Origin of the sequence: Pseudomonas farris (genome assembly GCF_019145235.1) — a bacterium.
In the GTDB taxonomy this organism is placed as follows: Bacteria; Pseudomonadota; Gammaproteobacteria; order Pseudomonadales; family Pseudomonadaceae; genus Aquipseudomonas; species Aquipseudomonas farris.
Genome location: NZ_JAHSTV010000017.1, coordinates 74999 through 98713 on the forward strand (window position 1 = coordinate 74999; position 23715 = coordinate 98713).

At 59.7% G+C, this 23715-nt stretch carries 22 protein-coding genes; 8 read left to right on the forward strand and 14 right to left on the reverse strand.

The annotated features are described in order from the left end of the window. Positions 1-193: 193 nt before the first annotated feature. The 9 genes from panC to dksA form a co-directional block, all read right to left on the reverse strand. On the reverse strand, positions 194-1054 hold the full coding sequence (gene panC / locus KVG95_RS27800) for a pantoate--beta-alanine ligase (protein WP_217858679.1): 861 nt from the start codon (positions 1052-1054) through the stop codon (positions 194-196). Then, on the reverse strand, positions 1051-1851 hold the full coding sequence (gene panB / locus KVG95_RS27805) for a 3-methyl-2-oxobutanoate hydroxymethyltransferase (RefSeq protein WP_123361272.1): 801 nt from the start codon (positions 1849-1851) through the stop codon (positions 1051-1053). The genes panC and panB overlap by 4 nt, the downstream gene beginning before the upstream one ends. Positions 1852-2238: 387 nt before the next feature. Next, positions 2239-2724, reverse strand: coding sequence for a 2-amino-4-hydroxy-6-hydroxymethyldihydropteridine diphosphokinase (folK, locus tag KVG95_RS27810; RefSeq protein ID WP_217858680.1), 486 nt, complete (start codon positions 2722-2724; stop codon positions 2239-2241). A gap of 3 nt (positions 2725-2727) precedes the next feature. Continuing rightward, positions 2728-4128 carry a polynucleotide adenylyltransferase PcnB gene (locus KVG95_RS27815; protein ID WP_008068509.1) on the reverse strand — a complete coding sequence of 467 codons (1401 nt, stop codon included), beginning with the start codon at positions 4126-4128 and terminating at the stop codon, positions 2728-2730. Positions 4129-4967: 839 nt separating this feature from the next. Further along, positions 4968-6404, reverse strand: a complete 1437-nt coding sequence (locus tag KVG95_RS27820; RefSeq protein ID WP_217858681.1) for a sigma-54-dependent transcriptional regulator — start codon at positions 6402-6404, stop codon at positions 4968-4970. 22 nt (positions 6405-6426) lie between these two features. Further along, the gene (locus KVG95_RS27825; RefSeq protein WP_217858682.1) at positions 6427-9381 is read right to left on the reverse strand and encodes a sensor histidine kinase; all 2955 of its coding nucleotides are present in this window, start codon (positions 9379-9381) and stop codon (positions 6427-6429) included. After that, positions 9365-9541 (reverse strand): hypothetical protein, encoded by a 177-nt coding sequence (locus tag KVG95_RS27830; RefSeq protein WP_003176118.1) that lies wholly within the window; start codon positions 9539-9541, stop codon positions 9365-9367. The genes KVG95_RS27825 and KVG95_RS27830 overlap by 17 nt, the downstream gene beginning before the upstream one ends. A gap of 77 nt (positions 9542-9618) precedes the next feature. Next, positions 9619-10515 carry a tRNA glutamyl-Q(34) synthetase GluQRS gene (gluQRS, locus tag KVG95_RS27835; protein ID WP_217858683.1) on the reverse strand — a complete coding sequence of 299 codons (897 nt, stop codon included), beginning with the start codon at positions 10513-10515 and terminating at the stop codon, positions 9619-9621. 204 nt (positions 10516-10719) lie between these two features. Continuing rightward, complete coding sequence (gene dksA, locus KVG95_RS27840; protein WP_030130357.1) at positions 10720-11163, reverse strand: RNA polymerase-binding protein DksA; 444 nt, start codon at positions 11161-11163, stop codon at positions 10720-10722. A 334-nt stretch (positions 11164-11497) separates the two neighbouring features. Here dksA and KVG95_RS27845 point away from each other — a divergent pair, with 334 nt between their 5' ends. Both KVG95_RS27845 and sfsA read left to right on the forward strand, forming a co-directional pair. Then, the gene (locus tag KVG95_RS27845) at positions 11498-12670 is read left to right on the forward strand and encodes a pyridoxal phosphate-dependent aminotransferase (RefSeq protein ID WP_052967680.1); all 1173 of its coding nucleotides are present in this window, start codon (positions 11498-11500) and stop codon (positions 12668-12670) included. After that, on the forward strand, positions 12670-13377 hold the full coding sequence (gene sfsA / locus KVG95_RS27850) for a DNA/RNA nuclease SfsA (RefSeq protein ID WP_217858684.1): 708 nt from the start codon (positions 12670-12672) through the stop codon (positions 13375-13377). Before KVG95_RS27845 ends, sfsA begins: the two co-directional genes overlap by 1 nt. Here the strand turns inward: sfsA and KVG95_RS27855 are convergent. Continuing rightward, complete coding sequence (locus tag KVG95_RS27855) at positions 13374-13691, reverse strand: Rieske (2Fe-2S) protein (RefSeq protein ID WP_217858685.1); 318 nt, start codon at positions 13689-13691, stop codon at positions 13374-13376. The genes sfsA and KVG95_RS27855 overlap by 4 nt on opposite strands. A 274-nt stretch (positions 13692-13965) precedes the next feature. On the opposite strand from KVG95_RS27855, the gene KVG95_RS27860 reads away from it, so the two are divergent. The 3 genes from KVG95_RS27860 to KVG95_RS27870 are packed head-to-tail and all read left to right on the forward strand — an operon-like array spanning position 13966 to position 16592. Beyond that, entirely contained in the window at positions 13966-14949 is a 984-nt protein-coding gene (locus KVG95_RS27860) for a FecCD family ABC transporter permease (RefSeq protein WP_217858697.1), read from the forward strand. Further along, a complete protein-coding gene (locus KVG95_RS27865; protein WP_217858686.1) occupies positions 14949-15716 on the forward strand; it encodes a heme ABC transporter ATP-binding protein in 768 nt (255 codons plus the stop codon). Before KVG95_RS27860 ends, KVG95_RS27865 begins: the two co-directional genes overlap by 1 nt. A gap of 21 nt (positions 15717-15737) precedes the next feature. Further along, on the forward strand, positions 15738-16592 hold the full coding sequence (locus tag KVG95_RS27870) for a ChaN family lipoprotein (protein WP_217858687.1): 855 nt from the start codon (positions 15738-15740) through the stop codon (positions 16590-16592). Positions 16593-16872: 280 nt separating this feature from the next. On the opposite strand, the gene KVG95_RS27875 is transcribed toward KVG95_RS27870, so the two are convergent. The 3 genes from KVG95_RS27875 to KVG95_RS27885 form a co-directional block, all read right to left on the reverse strand. Next, positions 16873-17145 carry a TfoX/Sxy family protein gene (locus tag KVG95_RS27875; protein ID WP_007902045.1) on the reverse strand — a complete coding sequence of 91 codons (273 nt, stop codon included), beginning with the start codon at positions 17143-17145 and terminating at the stop codon, positions 16873-16875. A 234-nt stretch (positions 17146-17379) separates the two neighbouring features. Next, a complete protein-coding gene (locus KVG95_RS27880; RefSeq protein ID WP_052967693.1) occupies positions 17380-17724 on the reverse strand; it encodes a pentapeptide repeat-containing protein in 345 nt (114 codons plus the stop codon). Positions 17725-17815: 91 nt separating this feature from the next. Next, a complete protein-coding gene (locus tag KVG95_RS27885; protein ID WP_217858688.1) occupies positions 17816-19372 on the reverse strand; it encodes a bifunctional aminoglycoside phosphotransferase/ATP-binding protein in 1557 nt (518 codons plus the stop codon). A gap of 118 nt (positions 19373-19490) precedes the next feature. Here KVG95_RS27885 and mrcB point away from each other — a divergent pair, with 118 nt between their 5' ends. From mrcB to KVG95_RS27900, 3 genes are read left to right on the forward strand one after another with little or no spacing between them, the layout of a single operon-like run. Then, positions 19491-21815 (forward strand): penicillin-binding protein 1B, encoded by a 2325-nt coding sequence (mrcB, locus tag KVG95_RS27890; RefSeq protein ID WP_217858689.1) that lies wholly within the window; start codon positions 19491-19493, stop codon positions 21813-21815. Between the two features lie 16 nt (positions 21816-21831). After that, on the forward strand, positions 21832-22566 hold the full coding sequence (locus KVG95_RS27895) for a tetratricopeptide repeat protein (RefSeq protein WP_217858690.1): 735 nt from the start codon (positions 21832-21834) through the stop codon (positions 22564-22566). Next, on the forward strand, positions 22566-22901 hold the full coding sequence (locus KVG95_RS27900) for a YqcC family protein (RefSeq protein ID WP_123361256.1): 336 nt from the start codon (positions 22566-22568) through the stop codon (positions 22899-22901). Before KVG95_RS27895 ends, KVG95_RS27900 begins: the two co-directional genes overlap by 1 nt. Here the strand turns inward: KVG95_RS27900 and KVG95_RS27905 are convergent, their stop codons facing one another. Next, complete coding sequence (locus tag KVG95_RS27905) at positions 22902-23324, reverse strand: DUF4124 domain-containing protein (protein ID WP_217858691.1); 423 nt, start codon at positions 23322-23324, stop codon at positions 22902-22904. It lies immediately after the preceding gene. Positions 23325-23715 lie beyond the last annotated feature (391 nt).

The window sequence follows — 23715 nt, forward strand, 5'->3', positions numbered from 1 at the left end:
GTGTTTCCCCAGGTCGGAATCGAACGGCGGGCAGTTTGCCCGAAGGCTTTGTGAGCGGCAATACAGTCTGGACACGACGTAGATCCAATGTGGGAGCGGGCTTGCTCGCGAAGAGGCCATCACATTCAACATCATCGTTGACTGTCAGACCGCTTTCGCGAGCAAGCCCGCTCCCACATTGGTTTTGCGGTGCTCAGGCTGGCGCGTCGAGGTTCAGATGCAGGTTGTCGATCAACCGCGTCGTGCCCAGGAACGCCGCCACCAGAATCACCAGATCCCGATCTTCGGCCGTCGCCGGACGCAAGGTCAGCGCATGGCGAATTTCCAGATAATCCGTACGCAGGCCAGCGGCTTCAAGCTGTTTGATCTGCTCATTGATCAAGGTCGGGTAATCCCGCTCACCCTGTTTGATTGCATCGGCAATATGGGTCAGGGTGCGATAGACCACTGGCGCGACGGCACGCTGTTCTTCGCTGAGGAAGCCATTGCGCGACGACAGCGCCAGACCGTCGGCGGCACGCACGGTGGGTTCGCCGATGATCTGAATCGGCATGTTCAGGTCATGCACCAGGGCGCGAATCACCGCCAGTTGCTGGAAGTCTTTCTGGCCGAAGATCGCCAAGTCCGGCTGGACCATGTTGAACAGCTTGCTGACTACCGTCGCCACGCCTTCGAAATGCCCCGGACGGCTGGCGCCGCACAGTCCTTCGGACAGTTGCGGAACGCTGACGCGGGTCTGGCCGGCCATGCCGTCGGGATACATTTCTTCGACGGTGGGGGCGAACAGCAGATGGCAACCGGCCTGGAGCAGTTTCTCCTGATCGGCGGCCAGGGTTCGTGGGTACTTGTCGAGGTCTTCGCCGGCACCGAACTGTAGCGGGTTGACGAAAATGCTCGCGACCACGAAATCCACCCGTTGGGTGGCTTTGGTAATCAGCGCGATATGCCCGCTGTGCAGGTTGCCCATGGTCGGCACGAAGCCGATGCGCTTGCCTTCGCTACGGGCACGGGCCACGGCGGCCCGCAGTTCGCGTGCGGTTTTTACGGTGTTCATGCAGAGAATCCGTGTTCGATGCCAGGGAAAGTCGCCGCTTTGACTTCAGTGACGTAAGCGCTCAAGGCGGCTTGAATGCTGGTTTGGCCAGTCATGAAGTTCTTCACGAATTTTGGTACGCGGCCGGTAATGGACAAGCCCAGCATGTCGTGCAGGACCAGTACCTGGCCGTCGGTGCCACTACCGGCGCCGATGCCGATCACCGGGATCTTCACCGCCTGGGTGATTTCTTCGGCGAGTTCGCTAGGCACGCATTCGAGCAGCAGCATGGCCGCGCCGGCCTGTTCCAGGGAGATGGCGTCGGCACGCATTTGCCGCGCCTGGTTCTCGTTGCGGCCCTGGACTTTATAGCCGCCGAGGATGTTGACCGATTGCGGTGTCAGCCCCATGTGCGCGCACACCGGGATGCCACGTTCGGCCAGCAGACGGATCGAGTCCGCGAGCCACAATGCGCCTTCAACCTTGACCATGTGCGCACCGGCCTGCATCAACAGGGCGCTGTTGGTCATGGTTTGTTCAATGGTGGCGTAGGCCATGAAGGGCAGGTCGGCGAGGATCAGGGCATCGGCGTTGCCGCGTTTGACGGCCGCTACATGGTAGGCCATTTCAGCGGTGGTCACCGGCAGAGTGCTGTCGTGACCTTGCAAGACCATGCCGAGGGAGTCGCCCACCAGCAGCACTTCAACCCCAGCCTCATTGCAGGCATGGGCGAAGGTCGCGTCATAGCAGGTCAGCATGGTGATCTTTTCACCTTTCTGCTTGAGGCTCTGGAGCGTGGTCAGGGTGATGGCTGGCATGAAAAAATCCTCATTACAGGCGCTATGGAAACTACTGCGAGTAACGCGCGTGATTCGTCATTTATACAGGCGCACCTTCTTTCGTGGTGCTTGTAAGGCCTGGATTGCGCCCTTTAGCGCCGCGTTGGCGGCAGCGGGACGCCTATAGTCGTGAGGAGAACCCGGGAAGTCAATTGCGTGTGTTACCGCATTGTTACGCGTGGGGTGTTACCGGCGTTACTGATGCGATTCAGCAGATTTTATGGGAGGGGTGTGCTGCAGATTTGGTGTTCGGCACCAAACCAATGTGGGAGCGGGCTTGCTCGCGAAGGCTGATTCACATTCAATACATTTACTGACTATCAGACCGCTTTCGCGAGCAAGCCCGCTCCCACAGGGGGATTTGCGTTAAATCGGCGGGTGCCGTTCCAACCCGACGAACGGGCAGGCGGCGAGCAATGCTGTGAGGGTCCGGCCATCGGCGAGGCGCAGATCAACCGGTGCCAGCTCGGCCAGTGGATAGAGCACAAAGGCCCGTTCCTGCAGGTGATAGTGGGGGACTTTGAGGCGAGGTTCGTCGATCAGTCGATCGCCGAACAGCACGATGTCCAGATCCAGCGTGCGCGGGCCCCAGCGTTCAAGGCGCTCGCGGCCCTGGCCATTCTCGATGGCTTGCAGCGCATCCAGCAGGTCCAGTGGCGCGAGGCTACTGTCGAGCGCGGCGACGGCGTTGGTGTAACGCGGTTGGCCGGGCAGCAGCGAGTCGCTTTGATAAAACCCGGAAACCCCGACCAGTTCGGTCTGCGGCAAATGCGCCAGCGCTTCGACAGCGCTGCGCAACTGTTCGGCGGGGTCAGCCAGATTGCTGCCCATGCCGATGTAGATGCGTTCCATGGCTTATTCGCCTGTAGCGCTCGGTGCGCCGGCAGCGCGCTTGCGCTTGGCACCGCCGCTACGGCGACGTTTGCGTGGAGCACCGGTACCGTCGTCCTTACCGCTGAGGTCGCGGATCATGTCCCGGCGTTCGCTGTCGTTGGCGTCCTGATAGTCGGTCCACCATTCGCCCAGGCCATCGGTCTGCTCACCGGCGCTTTCACGCAGCAGCAGGAAGTCGTAACCGGCGCGGAACCGCGGGTTGTCCAGCAACAGGTCGGCGCGTTTGCCGCTGCGCCGCGGCAGACGCTCCTGCATGTCCCAGATCTCGCGGATCGGCATGGTGAAGCGTTTTGGAATGGCGATGCGCTGGCACTGTTCGGCGATCAACTCGTGAGCGGCTTCCTGCATCGCCGGAATCGGCGGCATGCCGCGTTCTTGCAGACGCAACACACGGGCCGGCAGGGCAGGCCAGAGCAGGGCGGCAAACAGGAATGCCGGGGTGACCGGTTTGTTCTGCTTGATTCGCAGGTCCGTGTTGATCAGCGCTTCACTGATCAGCGTGTGCGTGTAGGTCGGGTTGTACTCCAACGCTGCCGCACTGGCCGGGAACAGCGGATCGAACAACTGCAGATCGACCAGCATTTCGAAGGTGTCCGCGGCATAGCCGGAGAGGAACAACTTGAGCACTTCTTCGAACAGACGAGCCGACGGGATCTCGCGCAGCAACGGCGCCAGTTCGCGGATCGGCGTGGCGCTGTGTTTTTCGATGCCGAAATTCAGCTTGGCGGCGAAACGCACGGCCCGCAACATCCGCACCGGGTCTTCCTGGTAGCGTTGCTTTGGATCACCGATCAGGCGGATCAGATGATTGCGGATGTCGTGTACGCCGTTGGCGTAGTCGAGAATGCGCTCGCTGACCGGATCGTAATACAAGGCGTTGATGGTGAAGTCGCGGCGTTGCGCGTCTTCTTCCAGGGTGCCATAGACGTTGTCGCGCAGAATGCGCCCGCTTTCGTTACGAGACGATTGGTTGCTGTCTTCGTCCTCGTCGTTTTGCGGGTGATTGGCGCGGAAGGTCGCGACTTCAATGATTTCGCGGCCAAAGTGGATATGCACCAGTTTGAAACGCCGACCGATAATCCGCGCGTTACGGAATTCGGCGCGTACCTGTTCAGGCGTGGCGCTGGTGGCGACGTCGAAATCTTTCGGCGTGATGCCGAGCAGCATGTCACGCACACAGCCGCCGACCAGGTAAGCCTGGTAACCGGCGTTCTGCAGGCGTTCGACGATATTCACCGCGTAACGGCTGAATTGAGCCTTTTGCAGCGAATGTTGGCCGCTATTGAGCACTTCAGGCGTACTGCGAATGTGTTGCGTATGACGCTTGGGAGAACGGAATGACTGGAACAACTTCTTCAGCATGGGATGCACTGTTTGAAGGAATGTTCGGCCATAACGAAGAATGACCGCATGATGGGCCGGGATTCTAGCATTTAGTCGGGGGATGGTGTAGGAAGCTGCGCAAGTGCTTGAAGGGGATGTCTGGCATGGGGTTTTGTAGCAACTGCCGTGTGGCGAGGGGGCTTGCCCCCGTTCCAGTGCGCAGCACTGGCATGATTTCGGAAACGCTCAAGAGCTTGGGGCTGCTTCGCAACCCAACGGGGGCAAGCCCCTCGCCACAGGCCAAGCGCCAGAAACCACAAGGGGAGCCGAAGCTCCCCAAGAAGTAGTTGCATGCTCTATTTTTATTATTGGTTTCGGGCTTCTTGTTTTTGTTGAGCGCCCTCGCCATGAAGTTTTCCTTCATGACCCTCCCAATCGGGAGCCAAGAGCAAACGGATTGCTTTGGTCGCTGTGTTGCTGTGATCGTCCGATCCAACCAGTTCAGGCACTGTCTTGGGACAGTTTTTTATTATTCTCGGCCTGGTCGTGGGGCAAGCCCCAAATGCAACGCCTCTCCAAAAGAATCAGTTAGCTACGCCTCTCGCCGTCTTGTTTTTATTGTGCGTGAGTCGATACGTCTTATTTTTATTGTCTTGTGCATTGCTTGTTATTGTTGTTGTACCAAACATATAGCAGGGGGCGTGCCAACTTTTGTGAGGCCCAGTAAAACAAGGGGTTAGGCGGGCTGATGGTGTTTTTCGAGGCCCAAAAAAACCGGGGCTTCGTTACCGTAAGCCCCGGCTTCTGTTACGCGAAAAAGCTGAGGTAACAGTTTTTTCACAATGTCATGTGTTACCCGCACATCCGACAGGTGCGGTTCAGCTCTCGCTGGCCACTCCTGTCTTGCGTCGCGGAATGCCCAGGCGCTGACGGCGTTCCCACAGGCATTTGCGGCTGACCCCGAGTTTGCGGGCCAGTTCGGTTTCGGTCATGTGGTCTTGATGCTCGAGAACGAAATGCTGGAAGTAGTCTTCCAGGGACAAATCTTCGGTCGGTTCGTGGCTGGTGTTACCGGCGCCGTTGCCCTGCTGGGGCGCCAGGCCGATGAAGTCGTCGTCATCCAGATCACTCAGTTCGATATCGATGCCCAGCAGCTCGGCGGAAATCTCCGGGCTTTCGCACAGGATCACCGCGCGTTCGACCGCATTTTCCAGCTCGCGAACGTTACCCGGCCAGGAGTAATGACGAATCGCCTGCTCGGCATCCAGGGCGAATTTCAGATCGGTGCGGTTGACCCGAGCGCTCTGCCGCGCGAGGAATGCGGTGGCAATTTCATTGACGTCCGCGCCGCGCTCACGCAAGGCCGGCAGTTTCAGGGCGATCACGTGCAGGCGGTAATACAAGTCTTCACGGAACTGACCAATCTTCGCCAGGCTCTTGAGGTCGCGGTGGGTCGCGGCGATCAAGCGTACATCGACCTTCTGCGACTGCACCGAACCGACCCGGCGGATTTCCCCTTCCTGCAACACACGCAGCAGGCGGGCCTGGGCTTCCAGTGGCAGTTCGCCGATTTCATCGAGGAACAAGGTGCCGCCGTCCGCCGCTTCCACCAACCCGGCACGCCCGGCACTGGCGCCGGTAAACGCGCCTTTTTCGTGGCCGAATAGCTCGGACTCGATCAGGCTTTCCGGAATGGCCGCGCAGTTCACCGAAATCATCGGCGCCTTGGCGCGTTTGGACAGGTTATGCAGGGCGCGTGCTACCAGTTCTTTGCCGGTACCGGATTCACCCTGGATCAGTACGTTGGAATCGGTTGGCGCGACTTTACGGATCTTGCTGTACAGGTCCTGCATCGGCGGACACGAGCCGATAATGCCGATTTCGCCGTTGCTGTTGTCGACACCGCTTTTCGCGGCGCCATTGGTCGTTTTGCCGACGACCGGTTCACCGCTGGCTTGCGCCGATTGCCGGTCACGCAAGATTCGCGCGACGGCCTGGAGCATTTCGTCGTGATCGAAAGGCTTGGCGATGTAATCCACCGCGCCCATCTTCATGGAGTCGACGGCCGAACGCAGGCTGGCGTAACTGGTCATGATCAGCACCGGAGTGCCCTGGCCAAGTTTGATCAACTCGGTACCGGGGGCGCCCGGCAGACGCAGGTCGCTGACGATCAGGTCAAATGTGGGGATGCTGAAACGCTCTTGTGCTTCCTGCACGGATCCGGCTTCGCTGACCTGGTACTGGTTACGTTCCAGCAGACGGCGCAAGGCGGAGCGGATAATTGTTTCGTCTTCGACGATCAAAATGTGCGGCATTGATTCGATACTCTCGACGGTCTCAGTTCACAGCGGACGTCGCTTCGACATGACGTGGCAAAGTTACCCGGATACGGGTGCCGCGTTGGCTTTGAACATCAGCCGGGCTGTCGATGGTGATTTGTCCATAATGCTCTTCAACGATGGAATAGACCAGTGCAAGGCCCAGACCGGTGCCTTCGCCAGGGTCTTTGGTGGTGAAGAAAGGTTCGAACAATCGGTCCATGATGCTCGAGGGTATACCGCTGCCTTCGTCTTCGACGATCAGATCGACCGTGTGTTCGCCGGCTTCGCTTTTGACTCGTACCGCACTGCCCGGAGGCGAGGCGTCGCGGGCGTTTGAGAGCAGGTTGATCAATACCTGGGCGAGCCGCTGCGGGTCACCTTCGACCCAATGGTCGGGATCGCACAGGTTATAGAACTGTACTTCGAAATTGCGCCGGTTCAAGGCCAGCAGGCCGATGGCATCCTGGGCCACTTCTGCCAGACAGACGGGCTCGTCAGTGTGCTGATAACTGCCGGCATGGGCGAAGCTCATCAGCGACTGAACAATGCGTGACACGCGTTTGGTCTGCTCGAGGATCTGCCCGCTGATTTCCGTGAGTTCGGCGTCTTCTTCACGCTCTTCGCGCAAGTTTTGCGCGAGACAGGCAATGCCGGTGATCGGGTTGCCAATTTCATGGGCCACGCCGGCCGCCAGTCGGCCGATGCTGGCCAGGCGTTCGGAGTGCACCAGTTTGTCTTCGAGCATCTGGGTGTCGGTCAAATCTTCCACCAGCAGCACCAGGCCGCTGTTACCCGGCGCCAGCGGTTCATCGATCGCCGCTTTGTGCAGGTTCAGCCAACGCGTCTGACCGTCGAGGGCCAGGTGCTGTTTGTGCAAATGCTCGTCCGGCAGATTGATGAAGCCTTGCAGCAGTTCTCTCCACGGATCGCCAATGGTGCTCAGACGCGAACCGACCACACGCTGCGCGGCAATCCCGGTCAGTTCCTCCATGGCTTTGTTCCACATGAGGATTTCCTGATCCTTGGCCAGCGAGCACACGCCCATCGGCAATTCCTGCAAGGTCTGGCGGTGGTAGCGGCGCAGGGCATCGAGCTCGGCGGCAAGACCGGTGAGGCGCGAGTGGTAGTCCTCAAGGCGGCTTTCGATGAAGTGGATGTCTTCGGTGACGTAGTTTTCGCCGCCAGCCTTGTAGGGCAGGAAGGTTTCGACCATGTCCTGCGCCACGCTCGGCCCCATCAGGCCGGAAAGGTTGGCTTCGATACGATCACGCAGACGGCGCAAGGCGTATGGCCGGCGTTCATCGAACGGCAGATAGAGGTCACGCAGCGCCTGTTCGACTTCTTTCTGCGCTGCCTTGGCGCCCAATGGTTTTGCAAGCTGTGTGGCAAATTCCTGGGGCGAGGCGGCATGCAGTTCGCGACGTTGCGGGCGGCGAACGTTGTCCACCGCGCAGGCTTCGGCGGCGCTGGCCTCTTCGGGGCTGGCGTTGGTGAACAACGAGATCAGCGTGAACATCAGCACGTTGGCGGCCAGCGAGGCAATCGCTGCCATGTGCCAGCTGGTGTCGTCCAGCACGTAAATCATGTTCAGCAGTGGAATGTAGAAGCCCTGCAGATTGCCGACCAGCGGCAGCAGCATGGTCACCAGCCACACCAGAATCCCCGCCAGCAGGCCGGCGATGAAGCCGCGACGGTTGGCAGTCGGCCAGTACAGCACCGACAACACCCCCGGCAGGAACTGCAACGTGGCGACGAAGGCGACGATGCCTAGGTTAGCCAGATCCTGCTCGGCGCCCAGCATCAGGTAGAAACCGTAACCGGCCATGATGATTGCGACGATCAGCGCCCGGCGGGTCCATTTCAGCCAACGGTAAATATTGCCTTCGGCCGGCGGCTGATAGAGCGGCAGCACCAGATGGTTCAGCGCCATCCCGGACAGCGCCAGCGTGGTGACGATGATAAGGCCGCTGGCCGCCGACAATCCGCCGACATACGCCAGTAGCGCCAGGGCTTTGCTGTTGGCGGCGATGCCGATGCCCAGGGTGAAGTATTCCGGATTGGTCGTGGCGCCGAGTTTCAGCCCGGCCCAGAGAATCAGCGGCACCGCGAGGCTCATCAACAGCAGAAACAGCGGCAGACCCCAGCTCGCACTGACCAGCGAGCGCGGGTTGAGGTTTTCGGTAAAGGTCATGTGGTACATGTGCGGCATCACGATCGCCGAAGCGAAGAACACCAGCAGCAGCGTGCGCCACGGGCCTTCCTGCAAGGGCGTGTGCAGGGCGGCGAGGGCGGTCTGATTTTGCAGCAGCCACAGTTCCAGCTGCTGCGGGCCGTCGAACACGCCATACAGCGCATACAGACCGACACCGCCAATCGCGATCAGTTTGATCACCGACTCGAAGGCAATCGCAAACACCAGGCCTTCATGTTTCTCGCGGGTAGCGATGTGGCGTGAGCCGAAGAAAATCGTGAACAGCGTAATCAGTGCGCAGAAGCTCAAGGCCACGCGATGCTGCACCGGCTCGCGGGTGAGGATGCTGATGGAGTCGGCCACTGCCTGAATCTGCAACGCCAGCAACGGCAACACGCCGATCAGCATGAAAATGGTCGTCAGTGCGCCGGCCCAAGTGCTGCGGAAACGAAACGCGAACAAGTCGGCCAGGGACGAGAGCTGATAAGTGCGGGTGATTTTCAGGATCGGGTACAAAAGTACCGGTGCCAGCAGAAAGGCCCCGGAAACCCCGAGGTAGCTGGACAGAAAACCGTAGCCGTACTGATAGGCCAGGCCCACCGTGCCGTAAAACGCCCAGGCACTGGCGTAAACGCCCAGCGACAGGGTGTACGTCAGCGGGTGGCGAATGATCGCCCGGGGGATCATGCCCCGTTCGCTGATCCAGGCCACGCCGAACAGCACCGCCAGGTACGCGGCGCTGATCAGGATCATCTGGGTCAGGCTAAAGCTCATCGGCATCTTTTTGGCTCTGCAGAATGAAGGTCACGACAATCAGAATCAGCCAGAGCAAATAAGGGCGATACCAGGCGCCCGTGGCGTCGATCCACCAATCCATGATGGCCGGGGAGAACAGATAAATCCCCACTACCAGGAGCAGGACCAAGCGATAGATGTACATCCCGGCCTCTCTTTTTTATGCGCGTGCCCGAAAACGTGCGGCGATGGTAACGGATGGGCGCGCCACTGCAAGTGGCATCACTGCAGTTGCGCTTCAGGCAACGTCAGTGTGCGCGGGATCAGCGATGCATCCCAGTGGGCAATGCCCCAGTTCAGCACGTCCCGTGGCGTGGCGTCATTCAGTTCGGTCGCAGGTTTGTGCCCCAGCGCCCGCAATGCACGCAGCAACAGCGGCGTGGCCTGATCTTCGGTCAGCGGCGGCGAGCGATAGGATTTGCCGAGTTTGTGGCCGTCCGGCTGGGTAATCAGCGGGATGTGCAGGTAGCGTGGCTGCGGCAGGCCGAGCAGCTCTTGCAGATAGAGCTGGCGCGGCGTGGAATCCAGCAAATCGGCACCGCGCACGATATCGGTGATGCCTTGCCAGGCGTCGTCCAGCACCACCGCCAATTGATAGGCGTAGAGCCCATCTCGACGGCGGATCACAAAATCGCCGACCTCCCGGCCGAGATGTTGACGGAATTCGCCCTGCACCCGGTCGATGAAGTGGTATTCCAGCTCCGGTACACGCAGGCGGATCGCTGCGTTTTCGGTGCCGTGCCCCGCGTTGCGGCAGAACCCGGGATAGATGCCGTGATACGGCTCCAATTGTTTGCGCGAACAGGTACAAGCGTAGGCCAGGCCCTGATTGAACAGGCCATTGATGACTTCGTCGTAGGCCGCGTGCCGCTCACTCTGTCGGACCATGTCGCCATCCCACTCGAAACCGTAGCTTTCCAGTGCCTTGAGAATCGCCGCTTGAGCGCCGGGTTCTTCGCGCGGCGGATCGAGATCCTCCATGCGCACCAGCCAACGGCCGCCGACCGAACGGGCGTCGAGGTACGAGGCCAGTGCGGCGACCAGTGAACCGAAATGCAGATGCCCGCTGGGTGTGGGAGCGAAACGCCCGATGTAGCGAGGGGAAGTCGTGGCAGTCATGGACGAATGTTACTTTCTCTGGTCGTGCGCAAGTCCCTGTGGGAGCGAGACTGCTCGCGAAGGGGCCATCAGCTCCAACATTAGTGCTGCCTGACACACCGCATTCGCGAGCAGGCTCGCTCCCACAGGTTTTCTGCCGAGGCGAAATTCAGAAACAAAAAACGGAGCGTTCGCACGCTCCGTTCTTCGTTCAAGTCGCAAAGATTACTTGCCGACTTGTTTTTCCTTGATTTCCGCCAGGGTCTTGCAGTCAACGCACATGTCGGCGGTAGGACGGGCTTCCAGTCGCTTGACGCCGATTTCGACGCCGCAGGACTCACACCAGCCGTATTCTTCGTCTTCGATCAATTGCAGGGTTTTGTCGATTTTCTTGATCAGCTTGCGCTCGCGGTCGCGAGCGCGCAATTCGAGGCTGAATTCTTCTTCCTGGCTGGCACGATCTGCCGGGTCAGGGAAGTTGGCCGCTTCGTCTTTCATGTGATCAACAGTACGGTCGACTTCCTGCATCAAGTCCTGTTTCCACTTGTTCAGGATCTTGGTGAAGTGAGCGCGCATGGGCTTGCCCATGTACTCTTCGCCCTTCACTTCTTTGTAGGGTTCGAAGCCGCTGATCGACTGGTTCTGCTGTTGCTTTGCTTGGGTGGGCATGAAATGGACCGCCTCTACTCTTGTAATCCATTGCGCAGGATTGCTCCATCACCGACACCTGCCGGCCCTGCGGCTGCAAGCGGGCGAACTTACCAGATCAAATCGGACCGCGCTACTCCCGGATGTCGAGCCCGCGGCCCGTGGGCCTTGCAAAAGATTGCAAAGCCTTGCCTGGTGGCTCTGGAGACCTGATCAATTATTGATTTTAGTCAAACCTGGAGCATACGCTTGAACTGTTTGAGACCCGCGTTATATGGGCTCTGACTGCTTTAGGTTCTCGCTCGTTCCTGCGCTTGGGTAGAATCGATTCTTTTCCCCGTTGTAAGGAAGGCTAATGGCTCTGTCCTACAGTGCGCGCAGTCGCGCTATCGAACCGTTTCACGTTATGGCCCTGCTGGCGCGGGCCAACGAGCTGCAAGCAGCCGGCCACGACGTGATTCACCTGGAAATCGGCGAGCCGGACTTCACCACCGCCGAGCCGATCATCCAGGCCGGCCAAGCCGCGCTGACGGCGGGGAAGACTCGTTACACCGCTGCCCGCGGTATTCCCGAGCTGCGCGAGGCCATTTCGGGTTTTTATCAGCAGCGTTACGGGCTGAACATTGATCCGCAACGAATTCTTATCACACCCGGCGGTTCAGGCGCGTTGCTGTTGGCCAGTGCCTTGCTGGTGGACCCAGGCAAGCATTGGCTGCTGGCAGACCCGGGTTACCCGTGCAACCGGCACTTCTTGCGGTTGGTGGAAGGCGCGGCGCAACTGGTGCCGGTCGGCCCGGACGTGCGTTATCAACTGACCCCGGACCTGGTCGCACGTCACTGGGATCATGACAGCGTCGGTGCCCTGGTTGCATCGCCGGCCAACCCGACCGGAACCATCCTGACCCGCGACGAGTTGGCCGGGCTCTCTGCAGCGATCAAGGCCCGCCACGGCCATTTGGTGGTCGACGAGATCTACCATGGTCTGACTTACGGCACGGATGCGGCTAGCGTGCTGGAAGTCGATGACAGCGCCTTCGTCCTCAATAGTTTTTCCAAGTATTTCGGCATGACCGGCTGGCGCCTCGGTTGGCTGGTAGCGCCAGAAGCCGCGGTCGGTGAGCTGGAGAAGCTCGCCCAAAACCTCTACATCAGCGCGCCGAGCATGGCCCAGCACGCTGCATTGGCTTGCTTCGAACCCGCCACCATCCAGATTTTCGAGGAGCGCCGCGCCGAGTTCGGCCGACGTCGTGATTTCCTGCTGCCAGCCTTGAGGGAGTTGGGCTTCGGTATCGCTGTAGAGCCGGAAGGTGCGTTCTATTTGTACGCCGATATCAGCAAGTTCGGCGGCGATGCCTTCGCGTTCTGCCGACATTTTCTCGAAACCGAACACGTTGCGATCACCCCAGGCCTGGACTTCGGGCGCTATCAGGCCGGGCATCATGTGCGGTTTGCCTACACCCAAAGTCTTCCACGCTTGCAGGAAGCGGTTGAGCGGATCGCTCGTGGTTTACGGAGCTGGCAAGGCTGATGCGTTTTCATCCTCCCCTCGAAGAAGGTCGCCTGATTCGTCGTTACAAACGTTTCCTTGCCGATATCGAAACCGTTAGCGGCGAGTTGCTGACTATTCACTGCCCTAACACCGGATCGATGCTTAATTGCCAGGTCGAAGGCGGGCAGGTCTGGTTCAGTCGTTCCAACGACCCCAAACGCAAGTTGCCCGGCACTTGGGAAGTCGGCGAAACCCCGCAGGGACGGCTGTTCTGCGTAAACACCGGCCGGGCCAACGGTTTGATTGAGGAGGCGTTGCGGGCCAATGTCATCACCGAGCTGAACGGCTTTACCGAACTGAAGCGCGAAGTAGCCTACGGTCAGGAAAGCAGCCGCATCGATTTCCGTCTCGATTACCCGAGCGGGCCCGCGTATGTGGAAGTCAAAAGCGTCACCCTGGGCTTCGATGGTTCGTTGGTGGCGGCGTTTCCCGATGCGGTGACCCAGCGCGGGGCCAAGCATTTGCGCGAGTTGGCGCATTTGGCCCGGGACGGGATTCGTGCGGTGCAGTTGTATTGCGTGAACCTGACCAGCATCGACTCCGTGCGTCCTGCTGAAGAAATTGATTCGGCCTACGCGGCGGCGTTACGCGAAGCGGTGGCGTGTGGGGTCGAAGTACTGGCGTATGGCGTGCACCTGACCCACGAAGAGATGGTGGTCGATCGGCGGCTGGAAGTGCTGCTTTAGAGCGTGACCCAGATCCCTTGCGCGTCTTCGCGGCAGGGGATGGTGGTCAGTGATTGCCCGGCGCACGGGCCCGCGACGCATTCGCCGTCTTCGATCAGAAACAACGCGCCGTGGGTGGCGCACTGGATCAGGCTGTTGCTGGGGTCAAGAAACTGGTCGGGCTTCCATTCCAGTCCGACGCCCCGATGCGGGCAGCGATTTTCATACACATACACCCGGCCGCCCCGGCGTACGGCCAGGAGCTTCTGACCGTCGACGTCGAAACCGCGACTGCTGGCGTCAGCCAATTCGGCGCCTGTGCAAAGAAGCTTCATGTCTATCCTCAAGTCTCGCTCGTGACCAGATATGTCCGAGCTTGACGTTCAAATGCAAACAAATATCAAATTGCCGTTCGCCCACAGGGGCGATTGCCGGATGCCGAGGATACTTGGCTTGTCCTCTCGATGCCCGGGAAAACCTTTAAAGGAAGCTGTTTATGCGCCTGAGTACCCGCGTTGCTGCGCTCTGTGCGTTCTATCCCGGTACGACCGGCCAATGATCCTTCTGGTTAAACCCCGTGTATTATTCATTGGCCTGAGCCTGCTGTGTTTGCTGGCGATCTGGTTGTCGCTGGCGTTGGGGCCGGTGAGTTTGCCGTTGTTCGATACCTTGCGCGCGGCGTTGCGGCTGATCGGGTTGCCAATCGCGCCCGACGGGCTGGAGCAGGCCGAACTGATCCTCGGGCAGATTCGATTGCCACGAACCTTGCTCGGCTTGGCGGTGGGCGGCGTGCTGGCGCTGTCCGGCGTGGCGATGCAGGGCTTGTTTCGCAACCCTCTGGCCGATCCGGGATTGGTGGGGGTCTCCAGTGGCGCGGCATTGGGCGCCGCCATCGCGATTGTCGGCGGCTCGGTGTTCGGTGGCCTGCCTGAATCCTTCGGCCCTTATTTGTTGTCGGTGTGTGCGTTTCTCGGCGGGCTGGGTGTAACGGCGCTGGTGTATCGATTGGGGCGACGCAATGGCCAGACCAACGTCGCCACTATGCTGCTGGCCGGTATTGCATTGACTGCCCTGGCCGGTTCGGCGGTAGGACTGTTCACCTATCTGGCGGATGACGCGACCCTGCGCACCCTGACGTTCTGGAATCTGGGCAGCCTTAACGGCGCCAGTTATTCGCGACTTTGGCCGTTGCTGCTGGTGAGTACCGGTGTGGCGCTGTGGTTGCCGCGTCGAGCCAAGGCCTTGAACGCATTGTTGCTGGGGGAGTCGGAGGCCGGTCACCTGGGCATCGACGTCGAAGGCCTCAAGCGCGAACTGGTGTTCTGCACGGCGCTGGGCGTCGGCGCGGCGGTAGCGGCAGCGGGGATGATCGGGTTTGTCGGCCTGGTGGTGCCGCATCTGGTGCGATTGCTGGCCGGCCCCGATCATCGTGTACTGTTGCCGGCGTCGGTATTGGCGGGCGCCAGTCTCTTATTGTTTGCCGATCTGGTGGCGCGACTGGCCCTGGCGCCGGCCGAGTTGCCGATCGGGATCGTCACAGCCTTCATCGGCGCACCGTTCTTTCTGTATCTACTGGTCAGAGGGCGTGCCTGATGTTGCGAACGCAGAATCTGCAAATCCGGCGCGGTCGAAAGATTGTTCTCACGGACATCACCCTTGAACTCAAGCCGGGCGAAGTCCTCGGCGTGCTTGGCCCCAATGGTGCCGGCAAAAGCACATTGCTCGGCGCCCTGTGTGGCGAATTGCATGCGGACCATGGCAGTGTCTGGCTCGATGAGCGCGAGCTGAGTCATTGGGCCGGGGCGCAGCGAGCCCAGCGTTTGGCGGTGTTGCCGCAGGTGTCGACCCTGGACTTTGCCTTTCGCGTCGAAGAAGTGGTCGGCATGGGGCGTCTGCCTTATCAAAGCGGCCGGGTCCGGGATGACGAGATCGTTGCCGCCGCGCTGCACGCGGCCGATGCGCGACACCTGAGTGGACGCAGCTATCTGGCGTTGTCTGGTGGCGAGCGTCAGCGGGTGCACTTGGCGCGGGTGCTGGCGCAGCTATGGCCGGGGGAAGCGGGGCAAACGTTGTTGCTCGATGAACCGACGTCGATGCTCGACCCGCTGCATCAACACACTACTCTGCAAGCGGTGCGCGAGTTCGCCGATCGTGGTGCGGCGGTGCTGGTGATCCTGCATGATCTGAACCTGGCGGCACGCTATTGTGATCGTCTGTTACTGCTCGAAGGAGGGCGGCCCGTGGCGCTGGATACGCCGGAGCAGGTGCTGCGCCCGGAACCGCTCAAGGCCGTGTTCGGGCTGGAAGTACTGGTGCAACCGCACCCGGAGCGTGGGCATCCGCTGATCATCGCCCGCTGAGCATTTCATCGAGGTGAGAACATGCGTGTGATGGTGATCCTGGCTGTGCTGTTACTGAGTGCCTGTCAGCATGTGCCGGTGGTGCCGCCACCCGTCAGCGGCGAGATCCGGGACCTGCACAGCGGCCAAACCCTGACAGCGCAGGAACTGCTTGCACGGTTAGCCAAGCCTTCGCGGTTGATCGTCGGCGAGCAGCATGACAATCGTGATCACCATCAACTGCAATTGTGGTTATTACAGGCGCTGGGTGAGCGGCGGCCCCAAGGCAGTTTGCTGCTGGAAATGCTCACGCCGGATCAGCAAGCGCGCGTCGATCACGTTAGGCATGCTTCACCGCTACCTGCTGACTTGCTCAATGCATTGGCCTGGCAATCGGGTTGGGACTGGAATCTGTATGGGCCAATCGTTGGTTTTGCCCTGACTCAGCCGTACCCGTTGCTGGCGGCTAATCTGGATACGCTTGAAGTCCGTACTGTCTATGCCAAACCGCCGACATTGAGCGGTTCGCGCTCCAACGCCCCGATGGTCAAGGAGACGTTGCTGGCACAAATCAGCGATTCCCACTGCGGCTTGCTGCCTACATCGCAAATGCCCGCGATGCTGGCCGTCCAGCAGCAGCGTGACCGGCGGATGGCCGAGCGATTACTGGCCGCACCGACGCCTTCACTGCTGTTTGCTGGCGCGTACCACGCACGCAAGGATGTCGGGGTGCCGATCCATGTGCGGGATCTGGATGAGCCTGAAGCGCCAACGGTATTGATGCTGGCAGAGCAGGGCGCTGAGGTCACACCGGCCATGGCCGATTACGTCTGGTATACGCCTGCCACGCCACCGCAGGATTACTGCGCGCAAATGCGTAAACAGTTCGGCAAGTAGTCAGGGCAGTAAAACCTGGCGAGTTTTGCGCAGGCAAAAAAAGACCCGGCAAGAGCCGGGTCAAATAACCGTGATTAGCCTGATGAGGAGATAATCTGAGAGTCCGAACCAAGGGCTTTTCAGAATATCGACCAGTCTCGCGACCAGTTGTGATAATCATAGCGATTCTCATTACCAAGTCAACCGCTGATTTTTAATTTCTGTGGATCTCACCAGTTCCCTTGGTGAGGGCCCTGCAATCATTGGTCTTCAGGCTGTGTGCGTAAGCGTAATTACCCGTTCAAATCTTGTGGCGTGACGAAATAGCGTCCAGCTGTTTGTTCAAGGCTTCCTTGCGTTCGGCGGGAATGTCGTTCCAGTGAACATCCATCAATGCGCCTTCGATCGCATACAACAACACCTTGGAAGCCCGAAAACCGCGCGTGCGCACGGCCCGATAAGCATCCACAGCTCCCAGCCGACGCAAGTCCGATGCACTGTGGATGCCCACGGCATGCAGCCATTGCGCCGACGTCTTGCCAAGATTTTTCAGGTGTTGCAGTTCATCATTCATCAAGCCTCCTTGCGACAGCCGAACGGTGCGTGGGCGAGCCTCTCAGCAGTGTAGCCATCAGTAGGAAAAGCGTGATTGTTTGGTCGGTTTCGACGCAAAAGCTTCTAAGAGGTGGACACAAGAAGCGGCGTGAAAAGGCTGCGAGGGCAGTCGGAAGGCGTGAGTTTCAGGGGTAAAAAAAACTACAGAGTCCAGCGCAAAGCAGAGACGCCGGACCTGGTAGAAACGTCGCTTTTAGCGGGTGCGATAACGCAGTCGCGTGCCGAAATTCATCGACATCAGAATCTCATCGGCACTCAGCTCTGGCGGGAAGTAGGCGCCGGAGATCTGCGCGTGGGCCAGGCTTGCACCTTCCAGGGACGAGTTTCGAAAGTCGATGCCGCGCAAATCGGCAGAACGAAAATAGGCATCGGTGAAGTCGACGCCGTCGGCATTTAGTTCACGCAGATCGAGACCACGGAAGTCGCCACCGACCATGTCGATAGGTCCATCTTTCGGGCGTTCATTGTTAAAGCCTGTGATGTCGTCTTTGTGCAGCAAGGCATAAAGCGGGGTGTCGAGAAGTTTCGGCTGGCTCATGTCGCATCACCTGATGGTTTTATGGCGCCATTATAGTGCCACTATTTGGCAGCCGTGAAGCCGGTGAAGGCTTCACGGTTGAAATAGTTTTTTACAGGCCTGGCAGGCGTTGGCGAATCTGCGCAACGACGGTATCGAGCGTGCCACTTTCATTGGTCTGGACGCGTTTGCTGCACAGAATTTCTGCTGGCGTCAGGGCCTCGCGGCTGGCTTGCTGGGCGGCGATAACGGTCAGGTTGGCGTCGGATGGATCGTTATTGTCTGCCTGACGTTGCTTCAACCAGCTCTCGATTACCGCTTGCGGTGCGTCGCAGTCGAGGATCAGGAATGGTGCACCCGTGGCTTCGGCGATTTTTGCCGCGCCGTCGCGTTGGTCGCGCTTGAGGTACGTGGCATCGACCACTACCGGGAAACCGGCATGCAAAATTACCTCGGCAATTTCATGCAGACGGCTGTAGGTGGCAGCGCTGGCGTCGGCGCTATAAATACCGGCCTGCAGGTCGTTCGGTACGGCTTGCTCGCCGAACATACGCTTGCGCTCGACATCGGAACGCAGGCGGATGGCGCCCAGCGCTTCCACCAGGCGCATGGCCACGTGGCTTTTACCAACAGCGGAAACGCCGTGGGTGATCGCCAGGAAGCGCGAAGGAATGGTGCTGTAGCTTTCCGCCAGGTTGGCGTAGTTGCGGTACTGGCGCAGGGTGGTGGCGCGCTGCACCGGATCGGCCTCTGCGGGCATGCTGAACAGGCTGACCTTGGCGCGAACCAGTGCGCGGTAGGCTTTGTAGAAGTTCAGCAGCTCAAGGCCCTGATAGTCGCCGGTCAGCTCCAGGTATTGGCTGATGAAACGGCGTGCCAGGCTCTTTAGGCCACGGTCTTCCAGGTCCATCGCCAGAAAGCCGGTGTCGGCGTAAACGTCGGTGAAGCGGAACGGTTCGTTGAACTCGATGCAGTCGAAGATCACCACGTTGCCGTCGATCACGGTGGCATTGCCCAAGTGAATGTCACCGTGGCATTCACGAATGAAGCCGTCGGCCTTGCGCTGGGCGAACAGCGGCTTGAGGCGCTCGAAGCTGCTTTCGGCCCAGGCTTGCAGCGCTTCGAGTTGCAGAAGATCGGCCTTGTCGCTGAGGAACGGACGGATTTGTTCGAAGTTCTGCCGTACCGGCGCCATCACGCTGTCCGGCGTGCCGGCTTCGTGTTCGGCAGGCACTTTCGGTGCGCTGAGGTGGAATTGAGCGATTTGCGCGGCCATCTCGTCGATGTGCGTAGTGGTCAGCTCGCCGTTGGCTTGCAGGGTGCTGAGCAATTGGCTTTGCGGGAACTGACGCATTTTCAGGGCGTAATCGACGACCGGGCCTTCGCCGCCCAGTTGTGGTGCCTCGGTGCTGCCAGTGATCGGCAACACTTCAAGATACAAATCATGGGTCAAGCGCTGGTTCAGGCGCAGCTCTTCAGCGCAGAAATGCTTGCGAGCTTCAAGACTGGTGAAGTCGAGGAAGCCGAAATTCACTGGCTTCTTCACTTTATAAGCATAGGGCCCGGTGAGCAGCACCCAGGAAATATGGGTCTCGATGACCTGGAACCCTTCTACGGGATGCGGGTAGAGGGCCGGGTTTTGCAGGGCAGCGATCAGGGACTGGCTCACAGGCGATCCTTCAGAGTCTGGGGGAAATTCAAGGCCGTCATTATGGCCGCAAGTCCGCCCGACGCAAACCTCGGCGGGCTTCTGTTGAGGATGAATAAAGTGCGTATAATCCGCCGCCATGACTCGTACTCGATCCCCCCGCACTCCTAAAAAACCACCTTCCAAGGGCATGCGCCCCTGGCTGGGCTGGGCCCTTAAACTCAGCCTGGTCGGCCTCGTGGTGCTCGCCGGGTTCGCGGTTTACCTCGACGCTGTGGTCCAGGAGAAGTTCTCCGGCAAGCGCTGGACCATCCCGGCCAAGGTGTATGCGCGCCCGCTTGAGCTGTTCACTGGCCAAAAACTGAGCAAGGAAGACTTCCTCACCGAGCTCGATGCCTTGGGCTACCGACGTGAAGCCGTCAGCAACGGCCCCGGCGCGGCGGCGGTCAATGGCAATACCGTCGACCTGAATACCCGCGGCTTCCAGTTCTATGAAGGCATGGAGACGGCTCAGCCTGTGCGCGTGCGCTTCTCCGGCGATTACGTGGCCGAGCTTTCGGCGACCAACGGTTCGAAGCTTTCTGTGGTGCGACTGGAGCCATTGCTGATCGGCGGGATTTACCCGAAAAACCTTGAAGACCGCATCCTGATCAAGATCGATCAGGTTCCGCCGTATCTGCTCGAAACCCTGATTGCCGTAGAAGATCGGGATTTCTACAGCCACTGGGGCGTGTCGCCGAAATCGATTGCCCGAGCCATCTACATCAACACCTCGGGTGGCAAGATGACCCAGGGCGGCAGTACGCTGACGCAACAGTTGGTCAAGAACTTCTACCTCACCAGCGAGCGCAGCCTGACCCGTAAGCTCACCGAAGCCATGATGGCGATGTTGCTTGAGCTGCATTACGACAAGCGCGAAATTCTTGAGGCTTACCTCAATGAAGTGTTCGTCGGCCAGGATGGTCAGCGCGCGGTGCACGGTTTCGGCCTGGCCAGCCAGTTCTTCTTCGGGCAGCCATTGTCCGAGCTGAAACTGCATCAAGTCGCTTTGTTGGTGGGCATGGTCAAGGGGCCGTCCTATTACAACCCGCGTCGCAACCCTGAGCGGGCGCTGGAGCGGCGCAATCTGGTGCTCGATGTTCTGGGGGAACAAGGCGTTGCTACCGCCGAGCAGGTTGAGGCGGCGAAGAAAATGCCTCTGGGTGTGACCACTCGCGGCAAGTTGGCTGACAGCTCGTTTCCGGGCTTCCTCGACCTGGTTAAACGTCAGTTGCGCGAAGACTACCGCGACGAAGACTTGACCGAAGAGGGGCTGCGGATTTTCACCAGTTTCGACCCGATCCTGCAGATGAAAGCCGAAGCCTCGGTCAACGACACGTTCAAGCGTCTGGCCGGGCGCAAGGGTTCCGATGAAGTTGAGGCGGCCATGGTCGTGACCAACCCGGAAACCGGAGAAGTCCAGGCGATGATTGGCAGCCGTCAGGCGGGTTTTGCCGGTTTCAACCGGGCGCTCGACGCGGTACGACCGATCGGCTCGTTGATCAAACCAGCGGTTTATCTGACAGCCCTTGAGAAGCCGAGCCAGTACACATTGACCAGTTGGCTGTCGGACGAATCCTTCTCGGTCAAAGGCGCGGACGGTCAGGTCTGGAAACCGCAGAACTATGATCGTCGTTCCCACGGTACAGTGTTCCTTTATCAAGGGCTGGCGCATTCCTACAACCTGTCGACCGCGCGTCTCGGCTTGGCGGTGGGTGTACCCAATGTCCTCAAAACCCTGGCACGCCTTGGGGTGAGTCGCGAGTTCCCCGCGTTCCCGTCGATGTTGCTGGGTGCCGGTGGCTTGACCCCGATCGAAGTGGCGACCATGTACCAGACACTGGCCAACGGCGGATTCAATACGCCGATGCGCGGGATTCGTAGCGTGCTGACGGCCGAGGGCGAGCCGCTCAAGCGTTATCCGTTCCAGATTCAGCAGCAATTCGATCCGGCGTCCATTTACCTGGTTCAGAGCGCCATGCAACGAGTCATGCGTGAAGGCACCGGTAGCTCGGTTTATAACGTGTTGCCGAAAACCCTGACTCTGGCCGGCAAGACCGGTACCAGTAACGATTCGCGGGACAGCTGGTTCGCCGGTTTCAGTCAGGATCTGCTGGCAGTGGTCTGGCTGGGGCGCGATGATAACGGCAAGACGCCGTTCACCGGTGCCACCGGTGCATTGCAGGTCTGGACCAGTTTCATGCGCAAGGCCGATCCGCTGCCGCTGGACATGCCGCAGCCGGACAACATTGTTCAGGCTTGGGTCGATTCGCGCACCGGGCAAGGTTCTGAAGGCAGCTGCCCAGGTGCGGTGCAGATGCCGTATATTCGCGGCAGCGAACCGCCTCCCGGTCCCGCTTGCGGTGGCGAAGGCCCTGCTTCCGGCGAATCGGTGATGGATTGGGTCAAGGGCTGGATGAATTAAGCAAAGAGGGTTTCAAGTGAACAAGTGGTTGATTCCAGCAGTGACCGCCGTGGCTTTGCTCAGCGGCTGCTCCACCGTACAGCGTGGTTCGATTCCGGTTGTGGATTCCGGCAGCGCCGTTTCGAACAGTGAACGGATACAGGCCAATGGCGGTTACCGTCAGACGACGGTAAAACGTCCTGTGCAAGGCCAGACTCAGGCAATCCCGCAAGGTGACACTGGCGTTGTCGTGATGGTGCCGGGTGGTGGCGCGGTTTCCTCGGCCCCGATCAGCACTTCGCCGATTACCCCAGGCCCGATCACTCCGGGGCCGATCGATACCTCGCCGATCCAGTCGGCACCGGTCAACCAGGGCAGCTACAGCATGCCATCGACGCCGAGCGGAATTCCTTCGGCGAGCTCCGGCGGCCTGTCTGCCGATGAGCAACTGGACGGTCCGGTCCTGGCATTGTTGACCACTGCCCAGCAGCAACAGGCCAGCGGCGACCTTAATGGCGCGTCGTCCAGTCTCGAGCGCGCCCAGCGTGTCGCACCGCGTGAGCCGCAAGTACTTTATCGCCTGGCCCAGGTGCGTATGGCTCAAGGTGATGCGGCACAGGCCGAGCAATTCGCTCGTCGTGGTCTGACGTTCGCCAATGGTCGTCCGGCTCTTCAGGCCAGCTTGTGGGGATTGATCGCTCAGGCTCGTGAGAAGCAGGGTGACTCCGCCGGTGCGGCGTTGGCGCGTCAGAAGGCCAAGGTCTCGCTGTGATGGATGCACGCTTCCCGAAGATTGCCGAGCAGTTGCTGTTGATCGAACGCGAACTGCGTGTCCAGGGCTGGTGGGACGAAGTCGCGCCGTCCGCTGAAGCGCTATCCAGTGTCGAGCCATTTTCGGTGGATACGCTGGATTTCGAGCAATGGCTGCAATGGATCTTCCTGCCGCGGATGAAGACCATCCTTGAACAGGATCTGCCGCTGCCCAACGCGTCGGGAATCCAGGAGATGGCCGAAATGGTCTTCGCCGCCCGCAACGTCCAGGGCAAGGATCGGCAGCTTCAGGTCTTGCTCAAAGAGTTCGACCTGTTGATCACCGCTTCTCGCTAACTACTGGCAGTTTTTCGCAATCTGTTTCTGTGCTTCGGTGATGCGCTCCTGACGTTGTTGGTCGGTCAGGCGGCGCATCTCACCGTCGACATCCTCCCGTAGTCGCGGATTATTCTGCAGTTGAGCCAGGTTCGTTCGGGCCTGTTCGCAGAATACTTTTAGCTGGGCTTGCTGCTCGGCAACCTGCTTTTTCACTTTGTTGTCGATAGCCCGTTGATCGCCTATGACGTCGCTGCGCGTTGGCGTGTCCGGTTTGCCGACGGGCGGGGCGGGCGTCACCACGAGGGTGGGCTCCCGGCCTGGGGGCGGTTGCGCATCGAAATGAGTAACGCCCTGGGCATCGACCCATTTATAGATCTGACCCGCCATGCACAAAGGGCTCAGGCTGATCAGCAGGCCGGCGGTGAAGAAGAACGTTCGCATGCCATTTCCTTGTCATGGGTGCGCAATCGAAGCTAACACAGTTGCGGTTTAAAGGTTTTTTCTTGCGTTCTCATGCGCTTAGTTCGAATAAAGCACATTGACGGCTTGACTTGCGATGGGCGAAACAGAAGAATCCAAAGTCCGCTGTAGAGGGACTGCCAGAAGCAGACCCACTCGGTAGATCATGAGGCGCACATCCGCGCCGACCTGTTACACCCGCAACGCGTTACCTCGCGCTGGGTGGGAAAGGCCCGCAACACTTGGGACGATCCCAATACTTGCTCAGTCAGTGCTGACGTAGTCGGCGACCACCGTCGCTCATGCTCTGCCGAGAAGTAAACCTATTAAGACCCGTCCTCTTTGTATGTGGGCGGTATTCTGGCGTTTTAGA

What these genes read in the sequence shown, in the direction of transcription:
- panC (WP_217858679.1), bottom strand. Translation starts at nt 1,054, where the DNA reads ATGAACACCGTAAAAACCGCACGCGAACTGCGGGCCGCCGTGGCCCGT.
- panB (WP_123361272.1), bottom strand. Translation starts at nt 1,851, where the DNA reads ATGCCAGCCATCACCCTGACCACGCTCCAGAGCCTCAAGCAGAAAGGT.
- folK (WP_217858680.1), bottom strand. Translation starts at nt 2,724, where the DNA reads ATGGAACGCATCTACATCGGCATGGGCAGCAATCTGGCTGACCCCGCC.
- KVG95_RS27815 (WP_008068509.1), bottom strand. Translation starts at nt 4,128, where the DNA reads ATGCTGAAGAAGTTGTTCCAGTCATTCCGTTCTCCCAAGCGTCATACG.
- KVG95_RS27820 (WP_217858681.1), bottom strand. Translation starts at nt 6,404, where the DNA reads ATGCCGCACATTTTGATCGTCGAAGACGAAACAATTATCCGCTCCGCC.
- KVG95_RS27825 (WP_217858682.1), bottom strand. Translation starts at nt 9,381, where the DNA reads ATGCCGATGAGCTTTAGCCTGACCCAGATGATCCTGATCAGCGCCGCG.
- KVG95_RS27830 (WP_003176118.1), bottom strand. Translation starts at nt 9,541, where the DNA reads ATGTACATCTATCGCTTGGTCCTGCTCCTGGTAGTGGGGATTTATCTG.
- gluQRS (WP_217858683.1), bottom strand. Translation starts at nt 10,515, where the DNA reads ATGACTGCCACGACTTCCCCTCGCTACATCGGGCGTTTCGCTCCCACA.
- dksA (WP_030130357.1), bottom strand. Translation starts at nt 11,163, where the DNA reads ATGCCCACCCAAGCAAAGCAACAGCAGAACCAGTCGATCAGCGGCTTC.
- KVG95_RS27845 (WP_052967680.1), top strand. Translation starts at nt 11,498, where the DNA reads ATGGCTCTGTCCTACAGTGCGCGCAGTCGCGCTATCGAACCGTTTCAC.
- sfsA (WP_217858684.1), top strand. Translation starts at nt 12,670, where the DNA reads ATGCGTTTTCATCCTCCCCTCGAAGAAGGTCGCCTGATTCGTCGTTAC.
- KVG95_RS27855 (WP_217858685.1), bottom strand. Translation starts at nt 13,691, where the DNA reads ATGAAGCTTCTTTGCACAGGCGCCGAATTGGCTGACGCCAGCAGTCGC.
- KVG95_RS27865 (WP_217858686.1), top strand. Translation starts at nt 14,949, where the DNA reads ATGTTGCGAACGCAGAATCTGCAAATCCGGCGCGGTCGAAAGATTGTT.
- KVG95_RS27870 (WP_217858687.1), top strand. Translation starts at nt 15,738, where the DNA reads ATGCGTGTGATGGTGATCCTGGCTGTGCTGTTACTGAGTGCCTGTCAG.
- KVG95_RS27875 (WP_007902045.1), bottom strand. Translation starts at nt 17,145, where the DNA reads ATGAATGATGAACTGCAACACCTGAAAAATCTTGGCAAGACGTCGGCG.
- KVG95_RS27880 (WP_052967693.1), bottom strand. Translation starts at nt 17,724, where the DNA reads ATGAGCCAGCCGAAACTTCTCGACACCCCGCTTTATGCCTTGCTGCAC.
- mrcB (WP_217858689.1), top strand. Translation starts at nt 19,491, where the DNA reads ATGACTCGTACTCGATCCCCCCGCACTCCTAAAAAACCACCTTCCAAG.
- KVG95_RS27900 (WP_123361256.1), top strand. Translation starts at nt 22,566, where the DNA reads ATGGATGCACGCTTCCCGAAGATTGCCGAGCAGTTGCTGTTGATCGAA.
- KVG95_RS27905 (WP_217858691.1), bottom strand. Translation starts at nt 23,324, where the DNA reads ATGCGAACGTTCTTCTTCACCGCCGGCCTGCTGATCAGCCTGAGCCCT.